This is a genomic window from Pseudomonas nitroreducens (genome assembly GCF_014204515.1).
Classification (GTDB): domain Bacteria; phylum Pseudomonadota; class Gammaproteobacteria; order Pseudomonadales; family Pseudomonadaceae; genus Pseudomonas; species Pseudomonas nitritireducens_A.
The window spans coordinates 86,465-99,768 of sequence record NZ_JACHLI010000013.1; the positions used below are offsets into that span (position 1 = coordinate 86,465).

Annotated in this window: 11 protein-coding genes; 1 reads left to right on the forward strand and 10 read right to left on the reverse strand. The window is 66.0% G+C overall.

What is annotated here, in order from left to right; translation table 11 throughout:
* Position 1: 1 nt before the first annotated feature.
* The 3 genes from HNP46_RS17260 to HNP46_RS17270 form a co-directional block, all read right to left on the reverse strand.
* Positions 2–298 (reverse strand): winged helix-turn-helix domain-containing protein, encoded by a 297-nt coding sequence (locus HNP46_RS17260; RefSeq protein WP_184591144.1) that lies wholly within the window; start codon positions 296–298, stop codon positions 2–4.
* A 34-nt stretch (positions 299–332) separates the two neighbouring features.
* Positions 333–2,162 (reverse strand): SLC13 family permease, encoded by a 1,830-nt coding sequence (locus HNP46_RS17265; RefSeq protein ID WP_184591146.1) that lies wholly within the window; start codon positions 2,160–2,162, stop codon positions 333–335.
* A gap of 114 nt (positions 2,163–2,276) precedes the next feature.
* Positions 2,277–3,932 carry a thiamine pyrophosphate-binding protein gene (locus HNP46_RS17270; RefSeq protein WP_184591149.1) on the reverse strand — a complete coding sequence of 552 codons (1,656 nt, stop codon included), beginning with the start codon at positions 3,930–3,932 and terminating at the stop codon, positions 2,277–2,279.
* Between the two features lie 225 nt (positions 3,933–4,157).
* Here HNP46_RS17270 and HNP46_RS17275 point away from each other — a divergent pair, with 225 nt between their 5' ends.
* Positions 4,158–6,062, forward strand: a complete 1,905-nt coding sequence (locus HNP46_RS17275) for a M14 family metallopeptidase (RefSeq protein ID WP_184591151.1) — start codon at positions 4,158–4,160, stop codon at positions 6,060–6,062.
* A gap of 6 nt (positions 6,063–6,068) precedes the next feature.
* Here the strand turns inward: HNP46_RS17275 and HNP46_RS17280 are convergent, their stop codons facing one another.
* The 7 genes from HNP46_RS17280 to HNP46_RS17310 all read right to left on the reverse strand — a co-directional run bounded on the left by HNP46_RS17280 (position 6,069) and on the right by HNP46_RS17310 (position 13,239).
* Positions 6,069–6,422, reverse strand: a complete 354-nt coding sequence (locus HNP46_RS17280; protein ID WP_184591153.1) for a HepT-like ribonuclease domain-containing protein — start codon at positions 6,420–6,422, stop codon at positions 6,069–6,071.
* Positions 6,415–6,705 carry a nucleotidyltransferase family protein gene (locus tag HNP46_RS17285; RefSeq protein WP_184591155.1) on the reverse strand — a complete coding sequence of 97 codons (291 nt, stop codon included), beginning with the start codon at positions 6,703–6,705 and terminating at the stop codon, positions 6,415–6,417. Before HNP46_RS17285 ends, HNP46_RS17280 begins: the two co-directional genes overlap by 8 nt.
* 52 nt (positions 6,706–6,757) lie before the next feature.
* Entirely contained in the window at positions 6,758–7,216 is a 459-nt protein-coding gene (locus HNP46_RS17290; RefSeq protein ID WP_184591158.1) for an SRPBCC family protein, read from the reverse strand.
* A gap of 55 nt (positions 7,217–7,271) precedes the next feature.
* On the reverse strand, positions 7,272–10,121 hold the full coding sequence (locus HNP46_RS17295) for a valine--tRNA ligase (RefSeq protein ID WP_184591166.1): 2,850 nt from the start codon (positions 10,119–10,121) through the stop codon (positions 7,272–7,274).
* Positions 10,122–10,894: 773 nt separating this feature from the next.
* Complete coding sequence (locus tag HNP46_RS17300) at positions 10,895–11,266, reverse strand: DNA polymerase III subunit chi (RefSeq protein WP_184591169.1); 372 nt, start codon at positions 11,264–11,266, stop codon at positions 10,895–10,897.
* 19 nt (positions 11,267–11,285) lie between these two features.
* Positions 11,286–11,714: a DNA polymerase III subunit chi gene (locus tag HNP46_RS17305; RefSeq protein ID WP_184591171.1), complete on the reverse strand. Its 429-nt coding sequence runs from the start codon at positions 11,712–11,714 to the stop codon at positions 11,286–11,288.
* A 34-nt stretch (positions 11,715–11,748) separates the two neighbouring features.
* Complete coding sequence (locus tag HNP46_RS17310; RefSeq protein WP_184591172.1) at positions 11,749–13,239, reverse strand: leucyl aminopeptidase; 1,491 nt, start codon at positions 13,237–13,239, stop codon at positions 11,749–11,751.
* Between the last annotated feature and the right edge of the window lie 65 nt (positions 13,240–13,304).

Here is a 13,304-nt window from a genome sequence, read left to right on the forward strand (position 1 = left end):
CTCAGGGGTATTGCAGGATGTCCTTGATCTGCGCCAGGTGCGCGGCGATCCAGCGCGGATCGATGGCGCCCCAGTCGCGGATGCGGTAGTGGCCGGCGTTGTTGCGCTCGCCGTCGTGCTGCTCGAAGGCGCAGTCGATGTCCAGGTCGGCCAGCGCGGCCAGGGTGTCCTGGGCAGTGCGCCGCGGCATGCCGGTAGCTTCCATCAGCGCCGGGACGCTGGTGGCGGTGCCGCTGTCGATCAGCCAGGCGACGTAGAGGCGGCGGTAGAAACTGCTTTTGGTCTTGCTCACTTCCATCGCGACGAATCCTTGGCGATCTTTTAAGGGACGGCTACAGCGGCAGCAGCCAGGGTACCAGCACCACGCTGATGATCATCACCAGAATCGTGAAGGGTACGCCAACCTTGACGAAATCGGCGAAGCGATAACGCCCCGGCCCCAGCACCAGGGTGTTCACCGGCGAGGAAATCGGCGTCATGAAGGCGGCCGAGGCGGCCAGTGCGACGATCATCGCGAAGGCTTCGGGGGACGCGCCCAGGGCCTTGGCCGTGGCGATGGCCACCGGCGCCATGAGCACGGCGGTGGCGGTGTTGGAGATGAACAGGCCGATCACCGCGGTGAGCACGAACAGGCTGGCGAGGATGGCGTACGGCCCGGCGCCGCCAAGGGCACCGACCAGGCCGTTGACCGCCAGGGTGATGCCGCCGGTTTTCTGCAACGCCAGGGCGAAGGGCAGCATGCCGACGATCAGCAGCAGGCTCTGCCAGTGGATGGCGCGGTAGGCGCTGTCCATGTCGATGCAGCGGAACGCGCCCATCAGCAGGCAGGCGATCAGCGCCGCCATGACGTTGGGCACCAGCCCGCTGACCATCAGGATCACCATCACCGCCAGGCTGAACAGCGCGTGGGGCGCCTGGCTGGCGGCGGGGGCGGCCTCGTCGACCTCGGCGGGCAGGCTGAGCACCAGGAAGTCACGACTGCGTGCCTGCAGCTGGCGGATTTCCTTCCAGTCGCCGATCACCAGCAGGGTGTCGCCGACCTTCAGCTTGGCTTCCAGCAGGCCCTCGACCAGGGCTTCGCGGTTGCGCCGCAGACCGACCACGTTGAGGCCGAACTGGCTGCGGAATTCCAGGTCGCGCACGCTCTTGCCCAATAGCGCCGATTCCGGCGGCAGGGTGACTTCGGCCATGCCCACCTCGTGGGCGCGCTCGGTGAAGTAGTCGCCCTGCAGGCTCAGCGGCTCCAGGCCGTATTCGTGGTACATGCCGAGCAGGTCGCTGCGTTCGCCGTAGATATCCACCAGCAGCACGTCGCCGGCGTGCAGCACGATGTTGGCGCTGGGGGTGAGTATCTTCAGGCGGAAGTGCACCATGCGCTCGATGGCCACCACGTTGGTCCCGGCACGGGCGCGCAGCTCCACGTCGGCCAGGCTCATGCCCACCAGCTGTGAGTCGGGGCGGATGCGCAGGCGCCGCTCGCGGCCGGCCAGCTGGTAGTCACGGATCAGGTCGCCCAGCGTACGACGCTTGACGCTCTGCTTGTCGTCGCCCTCGTCATCGCCCAGCCAGTGGCGCGCCACCAGCATGTAGCCGACGCCGAAAACCAGTACCACCAGGCCGAACGGTGTGAAGCTGAAGAAGCCGAAGCCCTTCGAACCCTCGCGTACCAGCTCGCTGTGCACGACCACGTTGGGCGCGGTGGCGACCAGGGTGAGCATGCCGCTGATCAGCCCGGCGAAGCTCAGCGGCATCATCAGCCGGCGCGGCGAAACGTGCAGGCGCGCGGCGATGCTCAGCACCACAGGGATGAAGATGGCCACCACGCCGGTGGAACTCATCACCGAACCGAGCCCGGCCACGGCGAGCATCAGCAGCACCAGCAGCCGCGTCTCGCTGGCGCCGGCGCGACGGGTCAGCCATTCGCCGATGCGGTAGGCCACGCCGGTGCGTACCAGGCCCTCGCCGATGACGAACAGCGCGGCGATCAGGATGACGTTGGGATCGGCGAAGCCGGCCAGCGACTCCTGCACGCTGAGGATGCCCGACAGCGGCAGCGCGACCATCACCAGCAGGGCGACCACGTCCATGCGTGGCCGGTTGATGACGAACAGCCCGACGGCGGTGGCGAGCAGGGCGAGGACCCAGATCAGTGGCAGGCTCATGCGCTTCCCTAGCGATTCTTCGGCGCGCCATTGTGCCCGCGGCGGCGGGCGCAATGCTTTGATCCGATGCAGCTTAGCGAAGCGCGACGCCCGGCGCGCGGGCGGATTTCGTCGTTACGGCAGGCGCGCGACGGGCGTTATCTGCCTGGGATCGGTACGCAGTTCGATCAGCGCCGGCTGGCCGCTGGCCTGGGCGCGTTCGAAGGCGGCAGCGAAGTCCTCGGTGCGCTCGACCCGTTCGCCGTGGGCGCCGAAGGCCTGGGCGAGGGCGACGAAGTCGGGGTTGCGCAGCTGCGTGGCGCTGATGCGGCCGGGGTATTCGCGCTCCTGGTGCATGCGGATGGTGCCGAGCATGCCGTTGTTGACCACGATGACCGTCAGCGCTGCGCCGTACTGCACGGCAGTGGCCAATTCCTGCGGGTACATCATGAAGCAGCCGTCGCCGGCGAAGCACACCACGCTGCGCTGCGGGTCGCGCAGCTTGGCGGCGATGGCGGCGGGGAAACCGTAGCCCATGGCGCCGTTGGTGGGCGCGAGCTGGCAGCGCGGCGAACGGTAGCGATAGAAACGGTGCACCCAGACGGCGTAGTTGCCGGCGCCGTTGCTGATCACCGCATCGTCCGGGAGGATTTCGTTGAGGTATTCGACGACCTGCGCCAGGTCCACGCCCTGCGGTGGCTGGGCATTCTGCGGCGGGGTGCTGTAGCTCAGGTAGTCGGCGCGGGCGGCGGCGGTCCAGTCGGCCCAGGGCACATCGGCGATGGGGGCGAGGCCGGCCAGGGCAGCGGCGATTTCCGGCATGCCGGCCTGGATGCTCTGGTCGGCCTGGTAGACGCGTCCCAGTTCGCTGGCGTCGGCATACACGTGGATCATCTGCTGCAGCGGACGCGGGCTCTGGACCAGGCTGTAGCCGGCGGTCGGCGTTTCGCTCAGGCGCGAACCCAGCACGACCAGCAGGTCGGCTTCCTGTACACGGGCGGTGAGCTTGGGCGAGGCGCCGAAGCCGAGCTGGCCGGCGTACTGCTCGTCGCGGTTGTCGATCAGGTCCTGGCGGCGGAACGAGGCCACCAGCGGCAGGCGGTTGGCGCGGGCGAAGGCGCGCACCTGCTCGCAGGCCTCCAAGGTCCAGCCGGTGCCGCCAACGATCAGCAGCGGACGCCTGGCCTGGCTCAGGCGCTCGCGCAGTTCGGCCAGCGCATCAGCGCTGGGCGCCGCGCGAGTGATGGGCGTCGGCAGGACGTCGGCGACCTGCGCCGAGCCGAACAGCACTTCCTCCGGCAGCCCGATCACCACCGGACCGGGGCGACCCGACTGGGCTTCGCGGAAGGCGCGGGCGACGATCTCGGGGAGGCGGCGAATGTCATCGACTTCGGTGGCCCACTTGGCCAGGCCGCCGAACATCTGCCGGTAGTCCACTTCCTGGAAGGCCTCGCGGCCCTTGAACGCGCTTTCCACCTGGCCGATGAAGAGGATCATCGGCGTGGAGTCCTGCATCGCCGTGTGCACGCCGTTGGCCGCGTGGGTCGCACCCGGCCCGCGGGTGACGAAGCAGATGCCGGGGCGGCCGGTGAGCTTGCCGTAGGCATCGGCCATGTTCGAGGCCGCGCCTTCGTGGCGGGTGACGATGGTCTGGATGCTGGTCGCGTCGTGCAGCGCATCGAGCACCGGCAGGTAGCTTTCGCCGGGGATGCAGTAGACGGTATCCACCGCGTGGTGCAGCAGGGCATCGACGAGGATCTGGCCGCCGTTGCGGGCTGGAAGGTCGGACATGGGAAGCGGATTCCTGAATGGGCAGGGGTGCGCTGATCTTCGGCGAACTGCCGGGGTGATCCAAGCGAGCATTCTTCTCAAGGTCATTCCGCGGAGGAATGTATCGCCCACGGTAGAGCGGCCGCGACGACGAACCGCGCTGGCGTTTTCCCAGGGTTGTCTATGGTTGATGCACGGGCGCGGTCGCGCCCGCAGGACGCTATTGCTGCAAACGGAGAACCTCCCATGGACCATCTCTCGACCCGAGCGCTGCTCGCCGGCCTGTTCGCCACCTCCAGCCTGCCCCTTTACGCCGCCCTGCCTTCGGCGCCGGGCTATGTCGATGACAGCGGCTACAGCGCCGCCGCCAAGACCCGCATCCTCCCGGCGATGTTCGAGCAGCAGCTCACCAGCACGAAGTACCTCGCCAAGTCCGACAACCCATTGATCACCCTGGCCGAATCCAGCGGCTTCAAGCAGACCTCCGACTATCACCAGACTCGCGCCTGGCTGCAGCAGCTGGCCGATGCCTCCGGCAGCGCCATCACCTTGAGCGACCTGCCGGAGAACAGCGCCACCGGCGAGCCGATGCTGCTGGTCACCGCCAGCCGTGAGGCGGACAAGTCAGCGGCCGGGCTGAACAAGTCCGGCAAGCCGACCATTTTCGTCGAGGCGGAAATCCACCCCGGCGAAGCCAACGGCAAGGACGCCATGTTCATGCTGCTGCGCGACATGACCACTGGCGACAAGCCGCTGGCCGGGCTGCTGGACAAGATCAACATCGTCTTCATCCCCACCGTGAACATCGATGGCGACCTGCGTCGCAGCCCCTACGGGCGGATCAACCAGAACGGCCCGGAGGTCACCGGCTGGCGGGCCAACGGCCTGAACTACAACCTCAACCGCGACTTCACCAAGCTCGACAGCGCGGAGATCCGCAACGTCGCCTCGGTGTTCAACCAGTACGACCTGAGCTTCTTCGTCGACACCCACTCCACCGATGGCGCGATGTACCCCTACGACAGCTCCTATTGCCACAACGGCAATGGCTGGTCGCCGGCCTCAAGCGAGTGGATGGACAAGGTCATGCGCCCGCCGGTGTACAAGGAGCTGGAGGGCGGCGGGCATGTGGTCCACGAGTGCATCAGCTTCAACGACAACCAGGACCCGACCAAGGGTTATTACCCCTACCGCACGGACCTGGCGCGCTTCTCCAACCAGTACGGCGACATCCGCAACGTGCCCTCGATCCTCATCGAGCAGCACGCACTGCATCCCTACGAAACCCAGGTGCTGGGCAACTATGTGATGCTCAAGGCGATGTTCCAGGTGATCGGCGACAACACCGACTCGCTCAAGCAGGCCATCGCCAAGGACCGTGAACGCCTGGCCGCGCAGAAGGAAGTGATCCTCACCTGGAAGCCCGGCAAGGAGCAGCACACGCCGTTCACCGTGGGTGATTACCGCTACGAGGAGTCGCCGATCACCGGGAAGAAGACCATCGTCTGGAGCAACAAGCCCAAGCAGCTCGATGTGCCGATCAGCGACAACTCGGTGCCGGACCTGGTGGTGAAGCGGCCGAAGCAGTACGTGGTGCCCGTGCAGTGGAGCGAAGTGATTGCGCGCCTGAAGTCCCACGGCATCCAGATGAAGACCCTGGACAAGGCCACGCCTATCGAGGTGACCCTGTATCGCATGGACGACATCAAGCTGGCCGGTGGTTTCGAGCCGGATCGTGCCGCCAGCAACGAGATTCCCGGTTACGAGGGGCATCTGCTGGTCAGCGGTGTGGGCAAGCCGTTCCAGCGCCTGCAGACCTACCCGGCCGGCTCGGTGGTGATCGACACCGACCAGCCGCTGGGCGTGCTGGCGGTCAACCTGCTGACGGCGGAAAGTCCGGATTCGTTCTGGTCCTGGGGCTTCTTCAATTCGACCCTGGTGGTGGCCGAGGAGCCGGAGGAGTACGTGATGGAGCCGATGGCGCGCAAGATGCTCGCCGAGGACCCGAAGCTCAAAGCCGAGTTCGAGAAGAAGCTGAAAGACGACCAGGCCTTCGCCAAGGACGCCCACGCGCGGCTGCAGTGGTTCTACCAGCGCACGCCGTTCTATGACGTGAATGCCTACGTGTACCCGGTGGGGACGGTGTACTGAGGCTCTTCAGGGTTGTTGCTGGCGCAGCTCTCGCAGCTGTGCCAGCAGCTTGGGGACTTCGTCGCGGACGATGCTCCAGAGCGTGTCGTTGTCGATGCCCAGGTAGCCGTGAATCAGCCGATTGCGAGTGGCCACCAGCATGCGCCAGGGAACTTGCGGGTGCGCCTGGCGAACGTCATCGGGGATGCGGGTCGCGGCTTCTCCGATGATTTCCAGATTGCGCAAGGTCGCGTCATAGACCATCGGGTTATCCACGAACGCCTGCTGGTCCAGATTGGCGCAATAGCCGATGACCTTCTTGGCGCAGGCGATCATGTCGTCGACATAGAAATACCAGACTCGCTCCGCGCGTTCAGACATTCACCGCCTCTGCTTCGATGAAGGGGCGTAACTCCGGGCGCAGGGCTTTTTCGGTGACCAGGTCAACGCTGCTGCCGAGCAAGTCTTCCAGATAGAACTGCACGCCGAAGTAACGCTCCGAGGTGGCCGGGCCGTCGAAACCAACCAGGATATCCACATCGCTATCTGGCCGTGCGTTGTCACGGACGGTGGAGCCGAACAGGGCCAGACGCACGACGCCGTAGCGCTGCGCCAGCTCGGGCTTGCACTGTTCCAGCAAGTTCAGGGTGCGATCACGGGTCATGGACTGCTCAGGTGTCCTGAGAATGCTCTGACGTTAGCATAGGCGTCGGGCTTCAGGGCAGTCGGGCCGCGCGGCGGCGCAGCGAGCGGTGGCGGCCGGCGAAGAACAGGCGCAGGAAAAGCTTCACCAGCGGCGCGCCGAAGACGGGATCGACGGTGAGCTGGTCGACCACCCGGGTGCCCTGGGCGCAAGGCTCCAGGGTGCGTTCGTGACGCCACAGGCGCATGCCGGTCATCGGTGATTCCTCGATGAAGCCTTCTCCGCTGCGCAGTTCGCGCAGGGTCAGGCGCGAGGTGCCCAGCGGGATTATCCCCAGCAGCCAGAGCCAGCTGGTGAACAGCGGCTGGCCGGGCATTATCTGCAGGTCTTCGAGGTTGTTGATGCCGTGCGGGATGCTCATCCACAGCAGCGGGCGCATCTCGTCGCGCAGGCAGCGCACGTCGGTGATCCAGCGCCAGGCCAGTTCCGGGTCGGCGCGCAGGGTGGATTCGAAGCGCAGCGTGATGCTCATTTTCCCGACCCCAGAAAAGCAAAAGGCCCGCACGAGGCGGGCCTTTCGTTGGCACTTACAGGCTGGCGATCTTCTCGCGCTGCTGGATCAGGTTGGTCACCGCCTGCTCGGCTTCAGCCAGCTTGGCGCGTTCCTTCTCGATCACTTCCGGCGGCGCCTTGGCGACGAAGCCTTCGTTGGACAGCTTGCCGCCCACGCGTTTGACTTCGCCTTCCAGGCGCTGGATTTCCTTGTCCAGGCGGGCCATCTCGGCGGCCTTGTCGATCAGCCCGGCCATCGGTACCAGCACCTGCAGGTCGCCGACCAGCGCAGTGGCGGACATCGGCGGTTCTTCGCCTTCGTCGAGCACGCGGATGGTCTCAAGCTTCGCCAGCTTCATCAGCAGCGGCTCGTTGTCGGCCAGGCGGCGGTGGTCTTCGGGCGATGCGTTGTTCAGCACAAGGTCGATGCGCTTGGCCATGGAGATGTTCATCTCGCCGCGGATCTGGCGGATGCCCAGCATCAGCGCCTTGACCCACTCGATGTCGCCTTCGGCAGCGGCGTCGATCTTCGCCTCGTCGGCGATCGGCCAGGGTTGCAGCATCAGCGTGTCACCGGATTTCGCAGCGGCGCCCTTGATGCGCTGCCAGATTTCCTCGGTGATGAACGGCATGAACGGGTGCGCCAGGCGCAGGGCGGTTTCCAGCACGCGCGCCAGGGTGCGACGGGTGCCGCGCTGACGCTCGATCGGCGCGCTCTCGTCCCACAGCACCGGCTTGACCAGCTCCAGGTACCAGGCGCAGTACTCGTCCCAGATGAACTCGTAGAGGGCCTGGGTGGCGAGGTCGAAGCGGAAGGCGTCGAGCTGGCGCGCGACTTCGATCTCGGTGCGCTGCAGGGCGGAGATGATCCAGCGGTCCACCGAGGACAGCTCGACCGGCTCGCCATTCACGCCGGTGTCCTTGCCATCGGTGTTCTCGATGACGAAGTTGGCGGCGTTCCACAGCTTGTTGCAGAAGTTGCGGTAGCCCTCGACGCGGCCCATGTCGAACTTGATGTCACGACCGGTGGAAGCCAGCGAGCAAAAGGTGAAGCGCAGGGCGTCGGTGCCGTAGCTGGCGATGCCCTCGGGGAACTCGGCCCTGGTCTGCTTGGCGATCTTCTCGGCGAGCTTGGGCTGCATCATGCCGCTGGTACGTTTCTCCAGCAGCTCGTCGAGGGTGATGCCATCGACGATGTCCAGCGGGTCGAGCACGTTGCCCTTGGACTTGGACATCTTCTGGCCCTGGCCGTCGCGCACCAGACCGTGGACGTAGACGGTCTTGAACGGGATCTGCGCGGTGCCATCGCCATTCTTCATCAGGTGCATGGTCAGCATGATCATGCGTGCGACCCAGAAGAAGATGATGTCGAAGCCGGTCACCAGCACGTCGGTGGGGTGGAAGGTCTTCAGGTATTCGGTCTGTTCCGGCCAGCCGAGGGTGGAGAAGGTCCACAGGCCCGAGCTGAACCAGGTGTCGAGGACGTCTTCGTCCTGGCGCAGGTTGGCGTCGCCCAGGTTGTGCTTGGCGCGCACTTCGGCCTCGTTGCGGCCGACGTAGACATTGCCGGCATCGTCGTACCAGGCCGGGATGCGGTGGCCCCACCACAGCTGGCGGCTGATGCACCAGTCCTGGATGTCGCGCATCCAGCTGAAGTACATGTTCTCGTACTGCTTGGGCACGAACTGGATGCGGCCATCTTCCACGGCAGCGATGGCCGGTTCGGCCAGCGGCTTGGTGGAGACGTACCACTGGTCGGTCAGCCAGGGTTCGATGACGGTGCCGGAGCGGTCGCCCTTGGGCACTTTCAGCGCGTGGTCGTCGATCTTCTCGAGCAGGCCGGCGGCCTCGAAGTCGGCGACGATCTGCTTGCGTGCGACGAAGCGGTCGAGACCGGCGTAGGCAGCGGGCAGGCTGGCGTCCAGCTCCGCATTGACGCTGCCGTCGAGCTTGAACACCTGGGCAACGGCGAGGACGGCGGCGTCCTTGTCGAAGATGTTGATCAGCGGCAGGTCGTGGCGCTTGCCGACTTCGTAGTCGTTGAAGTCGTGGGCCGGGGTGATCTTCACGCAGCCGGTGCCGAACTCGCGGTCGACGTAGTCGTCGGCGACGATCGGGATGCGTCGGCCCACCAGCGGCAGGTCGATGAAGGTGCCGATCAGCGCGGCGTAGCGCTCGTCTTCCGGGTGCACGGCGACGGCGCTGTCACCCAGCACGGTTTCCGGACGGGTGGTGGCGACGACCAGGTGGTCCTTGCCGTCGGCGGTCTTGTTGCCGTCGGCCAGCGGGTAGCGCAGGTGCCAGAGGTGGCCCTTCTCGTCGTGGTTCTCCACTTCGAGGTCGGAAATGGCGGTGTGGAACTTGGTGTCCCAGTTGACCAGGCGCTTGCCGCGGTAGATCAGGCCGTCCTCGTGCAGACGCACGAAGGCTTCCTTCACGGCGTTGGACAGGCCTTCGTCCATGGTGAAGCGCTCGCGCGACCAGTCCACGGAGGAACCCAGGCGGCGAATCTGGCGGGTAATGGTGCCGCCGGACTGGTCCTTCCACTCCCAGACCTTCTCCAGGAACTTCTCGCGGCCCAGGTCGTGACGGGCGATGCCCTGGGCGGCCAGCTGGCGCTCCACCACCATCTGGGTGGCGATGCCGGCGTGGTCGGTTCCCGGCTGCCACAGGGTGTTGCGGCCCTGCATGCGGCGGTAGCGGATCAGCGCGTCCATGATGGCGTTGTTGAAGCCGTGGCCCATGTGCAGGCTGCCGGTGACGTTCGGCGGCGGGATCATGATGGTGTACGGCTCGCCGGAACCTTGCGGGGCGAAGTAGTTCTCTTGCTCCCACAGGGGGTACCAGTGGGATTCGATGGCGTGGGGCTGGTAGGTCTTGTCCATGAGCGCGGCGGGACCCTGATAAGGCTAGACGGAAAACCGCTGAGTATAGCGGGAGGCGGGGAGATCAGGCCACCGGTGTGGTGGGAGGCGTGTCCGCTGCTCCGTCGTTTTCGTGAGCGTAGGAGCGGACTTCGTCCGCGAACGGCCCACGGCGCGTTCTTAGAGGTTGGCTCGGGTGGTTTTGCTTCTGTAGGAGCGGAGCTTCTCCGCGATGCTTTTGCTCCGGGTGTTCGGCGTCGCTTCGGCGTACGCGCGAGCTTCTTGTTTCGCCCCTCGGCGAGTCACTTCTTCCGAACGCCGAAGAAGTAACCAAGAAGGCTTGCCCCTCCATCCGGTTTTTCGCTTAGGCGAAAAATTCCCTCGTCGAAGCGCAGTTTCAGGGGCACGCGCTGACGGGCCATCCCTGGCCCGACAGCGCTCTCGCGGCATCCATGCCGCTCAACCCCTGAAACTGCGCTTCAACGAGGCCTCCTGAAAGGGGCCGTCCGGAGTGCGCGGGTGTTTCTCTGGAAGCCTCTAAAAGCCAAAGCCGGGAGTTAGCGGCTCTTTGTAGGAGCGAGCTTGCTCGCGAACCCGCCCCAGGCTGCAGCGCAGGCGGGAAACCATCGCGGACAGAGTCCGCTCCTACGCCCAGGCGGGGATTCGATGTTTGGGGTAGTACGCGCACGCGATCGCGCGCATGGCTGAAGATCGGCGCGGGAATTCGGGCGCGCGTAGGAGCGGACTCCGTCCGCGATCGGTCCGCCGCCGCGCGGAGAGGGCCGGGGCGGGGATCAGGGCTTGCGCTGGGCCAGCAGGCGCTGCATCCGGGCTTCCAGGCGGCGCTGCAGTTCGGCTTCGATCTGCGGGGCGAAGTCGTCGAGGACGTCCTGCAGGATCAGCTGGGCGGCAGCGCGCAGTTCCAGGTCCAGGCGCTGCAGTTCGCTGGCGGCCGGCGAGGCCTTTGGGGCCTCGGGCTGGGGTGCGACGGGCTCAGGCGCCTGGGGCGCCGGCGTGACGATGTCGGAGAGCAGCGGGATGTTGTCCGGCTCGAAGGATTCGGTGAGCAGGGGCGGCTCGGCGCCCGACTCGTCCAGCAGGTCCTGGATCTTCTTCAGGTCTTCCAGCAGGTGGTCGGGGTCGTGCGGGGGCTTGCGGTTGTCCATGATCTTGGCGGAAACGCTCTCAGGGGCGCGGCAGGCGATGGTCCTGCAAAGGATAGCCCTGCTCGCGGTAGCGACGGAAATTCTCCCGCGCGGCCTGACGGATCGCCGATTCCTCGATCACCAGTTCGGCGACCCGGTTGAAGCGGTCGACGAAGGCGGGGATCGCCAGGGTCAGGTTGATCAGCAGGTCCCGGTGGCTTTCCGGCGGTTCGCCCAGGGCCAGCACGATGGGCGAGTCGGCGTCTTCTTCCACCGCGTTGTGTGGGATGAAGGTTTCCCCGCGGAAGTTCCACAGCCGGGCGTCCAGCGCATCGCGCTGGGCCTCGTCGCTGCACAGCACGAAGATGCGCATGCCTTGCCGCCAGGCCTTTTCGGCGAGGCGGCAGGCGATGGTCAGGCGTGCGTCGGGATCGGCGCTGGGGATGACGTAGAAATCCACACGCGTCATGCGTTCGATCCCATCGGCAGGTTGCACTGTGCCATTACTTGGCGCGGTCCAGCAGGTACTGGGTCAGCAGCGGCACCGGACGGCCAGTGGCGCCCTTGTCCTTGCCGCCGCTGATCCAGGCGGTGCCGGCGATGTCCAGGTGCGCCCAGTGGAATTTCTTGGCGAAGCGCGACAGGAAGCAACCGGCGGTGATGGTGCCGGCCTTCGGCCCGCCGATGTTGGCGATGTCGGCGAAGGGGCTGTCGAGCTGCTCCTGGTATTCGTCGAACAGCGGCAGCTGCCAGGCGCGGTCGTCGGCGACTTCACCGGCCTTGAGCAGTTGCTTGATCAGCGCGTCGTTGTTGCCCATCAGGCCCGAGGTGTTGGAGCCCAGGGCGACGATGCAGGCGCCGGTGAGGGTGGCGATGTCCACCACCGATTGCGGCTTGAAGCGCTCGACATAGGTCAGCGCGTCGCACAGCACCAGGCGGCCTTCGGCGTCGGTGTTGAGGATTTCGACGGTCTGCCCGCTCATGGTGGTGACGATGTCGCCCGGACGGGTGGCGCCGCCGCTGGGCATGTTCTCGGCGCAGGCCATCACGCCCACCAGGTTGATCGGCAGCTGCAGCTCCAGCACGGCGCGGAAGGTGCCGAACACTGAAGCCGCGCCGCACATGTCGAACTTCATCTCGTCCATGCCCAGGCCGGGCTTGAGGCTGATGCCGCCGGTGTCGAAGGTGATGCCCTTGCCGACCAGCACGTGCGGGGCCTCGTCCTTCTTCTTCGCACCGTTGTACTGCAGCACGATCAGGCGCGGCGGCTGGTCGCTGCCCTGGGCGACGGCGAGGAAGGAACCCATGCCCAGCTCGCGCAGTTTCTTCTCGTCGAGGACTTCGACCTTCAGGCCCTTGTATTCCTTGCCCAGCGCCTTGGCCTGCTCGCCGAGGAAGGTCGGGTGGCAGAGGTTCGGCGGCAGGTTGCCCAGGTCGCGGGTCAGGGCCATGCCGTTGGCGATGGCCTGGGCTTCTCTGGCGCCCAGCTCGACTGCGGCGGCGTCGGCCTTGGCGGCGAGCAGGGTGATCTTCTTCAGCTTCGGCGCTTCGGCCTTCTGGCTCTTGAAGCGGTCGAAGACGTAGGTGCCGTCAGCCAGGGTTTCCACCTGCAGGCGGGCCTTGCCGTGGGCGTTGCGGCCTTTCACGGCGAGATCGCCCAGGGCCAGGACGGCGTCGGAACCGCCGAGGTTCTTCAGATTGCCGAGGACGGCGGAAACCAGTTTGCGGTACGCGCGGTCGGAGAGTTCACGCTCCTTGCCGGCGCCGACCAGCAGGACGCGCTCGGCCTTAAGGTTGGGTAAATCTTGCAGGAGTAGCGTCTGGCCCACCTTGCCTGCCAGGTCGCCACGCTTGAGCAGGTTGGCGATGGCACCGCCGGTGGCATCGTCGACGGCCTTGGCAGTAGCGCCGAGCTTGCGGCCTTCGCCCACGGCGATGACCAGGGTGGCGGTCTTGAGAGTTTCCGGACCTACGCTTTTTACAAGGAATTCCATGGCTGAGTGTCCCCGGGACAAAGAGCAGAAGGGTCTGCGAATGAAGATGGACTGCGCAGTGACAG

Bases quoted from the DNA above. Each gene is read 5' to 3' on its own strand.
- HNP46_RS17260 (WP_184591144.1), bottom strand. From the start codon at position 298: ATGGAAGTGAGCAAGACCAAAAGCAGTTTCTACCGCCGCCTCTACGTC.
- HNP46_RS17295 (WP_184591166.1), bottom strand. From the start codon at position 10,121: ATGGACAAGACCTACCAGCCCCACGCCATCGAATCCCACTGGTACCCC.
- HNP46_RS17275 (WP_184591151.1), top strand. From the start codon at position 4,158: ATGGACCATCTCTCGACCCGAGCGCTGCTCGCCGGCCTGTTCGCCACC.
- HNP46_RS17270 (WP_184591149.1), bottom strand. From the start codon at position 3,932: ATGTCCGACCTTCCAGCCCGCAACGGCGGCCAGATCCTCGTCGATGCC.
- HNP46_RS17290 (WP_184591158.1), bottom strand. From the start codon at position 7,216: ATGAGCATCACGCTGCGCTTCGAATCCACCCTGCGCGCCGACCCGGAA.
- HNP46_RS17285 (WP_184591155.1), bottom strand. From the start codon at position 6,705: ATGACCCGTGATCGCACCCTGAACTTGCTGGAACAGTGCAAGCCCGAG.
- HNP46_RS17265 (WP_184591146.1), bottom strand. From the start codon at position 2,162: ATGAGCCTGCCACTGATCTGGGTCCTCGCCCTGCTCGCCACCGCCGTC.
- HNP46_RS17305 (WP_184591171.1), bottom strand. From the start codon at position 11,714: ATGACGCGTGTGGATTTCTACGTCATCCCCAGCGCCGATCCCGACGCA.
- HNP46_RS17280 (WP_184591153.1), bottom strand. From the start codon at position 6,422: ATGTCTGAACGCGCGGAGCGAGTCTGGTATTTCTATGTCGACGACATG.
- HNP46_RS17300 (WP_184591169.1), bottom strand. From the start codon at position 11,266: ATGGACAACCGCAAGCCCCCGCACGACCCCGACCACCTGCTGGAAGAC.
- HNP46_RS17310 (WP_184591172.1), bottom strand. From the start codon at position 13,239: ATGGAATTCCTTGTAAAAAGCGTAGGTCCGGAAACTCTCAAGACCGCC.